This is a genomic window from Dolichospermum sp. LEGE 00246, from assembly GCF_015207865.1.
In the GTDB taxonomy this organism is placed as follows: domain Bacteria; phylum Cyanobacteriota; class Cyanobacteriia; order Cyanobacteriales; family Nostocaceae; genus Dolichospermum; species Dolichospermum heterosporum.
Window position 1 is genome coordinate 1 of record NZ_JADEWA010000631.1, and the last position, 2,328, is coordinate 2,328.

4 protein-coding genes and 1 pseudogene are annotated in these 2,328 nt (G+C 36.1%); 3 read left to right on the top strand and 2 right to left on the bottom strand.

The genetic code is table 11. The annotated features are described in order from the left end of the window. The first annotated feature begins 226 nt into the window (after positions 1–226). The 3 genes and pseudogenes from IQ228_RS24885 to IQ228_RS24895 all read left to right on the top strand — a co-directional run bounded on the left by IQ228_RS24885 (position 227) and on the right by IQ228_RS24895 (position 1,526). A pseudogene (locus IQ228_RS24885) lies at positions 227–643 on the top strand (element excision factor XisH family protein). Further along, positions 631–966, top strand: a complete 336-nt coding sequence (locus IQ228_RS24890) for a XisI protein (RefSeq protein ID WP_193964820.1) — start codon at positions 631–633, stop codon at positions 964–966. Before IQ228_RS24885 ends, IQ228_RS24890 begins: the two are co-directional and overlap by 13 nt. A gap of 230 nt (positions 967–1,196) precedes the next feature. Further along, positions 1,197–1,526 (top strand): XisI protein, encoded by a 330-nt coding sequence (locus IQ228_RS24895; protein WP_027402908.1) that lies wholly within the window; start codon positions 1,197–1,199, stop codon positions 1,524–1,526. Between the two features lie 29 nt (positions 1,527–1,555). Here IQ228_RS24895 and IQ228_RS24900 read toward each other — a convergent pair whose 3' ends face one another. Together IQ228_RS24900 and IQ228_RS24905 are read right to left on the bottom strand one after the other, a co-directional pair. Beyond that, positions 1,556–1,969, bottom strand: coding sequence for a putative toxin-antitoxin system toxin component, PIN family (locus IQ228_RS24900; protein ID WP_193964822.1), 414 nt, complete (start codon positions 1,967–1,969; stop codon positions 1,556–1,558). Then, a complete protein-coding gene (locus tag IQ228_RS24905; protein ID WP_193964824.1) occupies positions 1,966–2,205 on the bottom strand; it encodes a hypothetical protein in 240 nt (79 codons plus the stop codon). Before IQ228_RS24905 ends, IQ228_RS24900 begins: the two co-directional genes overlap by 4 nt. Positions 2,206–2,328: the final 123 nt, after the last annotated feature.

A 2,328-nucleotide genomic window follows, 5' to 3' on the forward strand; every position in this document is an offset into this window, starting at 1 on the left:
ATTTAAAGTCAATAAGTTTCGCATCTTGGGTGAAATAAAAAATGTTTAAATACCCGGCGAATATAATTCGCATCTACACAAACAAAACCCGCCTTCGCGGGTTCAAAAATTTTGTTTTTAGTCCACGCAGGTGGACTTTGTTTGTATAGCCGCGATTTCTAATCGCCAGGGCTGTTTGTAAATACCCAAATTAATATACTATATATTGTAGTATAAATTTATCCCTATGCCAGCTAAAGACATTTACCATAATACCGTTAGAAATGCCCTAGAAAAAGATAATTGGCAAATCACCAAAGATCCATTTGTTCTCAAATGGGGTATAAGAGATTTATATATAGACTTAGGTGCAGAAAAACTCATAGCCGCCGAAAAAACTGGACAGAAAATAGCAGTCGAAATTAAAAGCTTTATAGGTGCTTCTCCAGTCACAGACCTAGAAAACGCTTTAGGGGAATATATCTTATATTACGACATTCTCTGACGCTTAGAACCTGAACGCCGCTTATATCTCGCTATTCGTCAAGAAACCTACTCAGAACTATTTCAAGAACCAGTTGGTAAAATATTATTAGAAAATCAACGCCTTTGTTTACTTGTCTTCGACTCCAAACAAGAGATTATACTGCAATGGATACCTTAGATAAATATCGCCAAATCATCCAAACAATCTTAACCGAATATTCCCAACTTCCCTACGCTTACGGTGAACTAGAAAGACAACTAATCATAGACCAAACAGCCAACCATTACCTACTACTAACATTAGGCTGGGAAAATAATCAACGAGTGCATGGTTGCTTAATTCATATAGACATAATCAACGATAAAATCTGGATTCAAAGAGACGGAACAGAATACGGTATAGCCAACGAACTTGTTAACGCTGGTATTCCTAAAAATCAAATTGTTTTAGCCTTCCAACCAGCCGATATCAGACAATATACTGAATTTGCAATTACTTAAAATCTTGCAATTCTTCCTTTGCGTCTTTGCGTCTTTGCGTGAGATAAAAATATTCATAACTTCTTGATATACTAGAAACATTCCTAAACAATCATCTCATGTTAACCATAACCATTGATGAAATCCAAAAAAACCTCACTAGCTATCTTCACCAAGTAGCAGCAGGAGAAAGTATTATTATCATTGAAGCAGGTAAAGCGATCGCAGAAATTAAACCAGTTCCCAATGTTATGGAAAAATTAGATTACCCTAAATTAGTACAACAAGTGTTAGCAACACATACAGACGGTCATTGCTCTGAAGGAACAGAAATCGAGGTAATCTTTGATATTCAAAGAAATCGCTATCTAGTAGTTCATATAGGTTGGGAAGGTGAAAATAGAACCTATGGTACAATGATTCATGTAGATATTAAAGATGGAAAAATTTGGATTCAGCGCGATTTTACAGAAGAAGGAATTCCTAATCAATTAGTAGAGTTAGGAGTACCGAAAACAGATATTGTGTTAGGTTTTAGAGCGCCTCATATTAGGCAGTTTACTGGTTTTGCAGAGGGTTAAATTTTTTATGTATCTTTCTAATAGCTTGATTATTCCCTAAAATCACAAACCAACCGCTTAAACATAGACACAGAAACAATAGTAGTATTCACTAAATTCTGTGCTTGATTAAAATCAGCATCTCCAGTAATTAAAAAATCCGCCTCTGCTGCGATAGCACAAGCTAAAAACTTTTCATCCTTTCTATCTCTAGCAAAATCTATAGTTACCTGAACATCAACTAATGTAGTCACCAAATCTATAATATCTAACCATTCTTTTCTGACTTCATCTGTCAACTTAAACTTCTTCCGACTTAACACATCCTGATACTCTGCTAAAATCTCCTCAGAAACAACCCAATCACAATTAGGACTATCCACAACAAATTGAATAACATCCCTTGGTTCTCTCCCCTTGAGAACAGCAGAAACTAAAACATTAGTATCAATAATAACTTTCATTCCCCACGCCGATAAGCTTCAATTTCTGCGGCTATATCCTCCTCTGTAACCTCTTCCACACCAGGAATAGCCTGAGTTTTATCAAATAAATTCCGCAACTTATTACTAATTGTAACCTGCGGGTTATCTTCAGCTAAAACAATAATCTCCACACGCTGTCCAACTTGAAAAGGTAAATCAGATAAAACTACCTGCTTCGGGTCTTCAATGGTGATATAAGTCTTGTAAGCATTCATAAGAACACCCGGTAAGTGGGAAACTCAGCGTCTTTAGACCTGAGAGGGAAACGACACGAGCGGTTTTAACCGCTGTGGATATTAAAATTGAAACCAGATTTTTGATTGGAATCTGGAAACCAA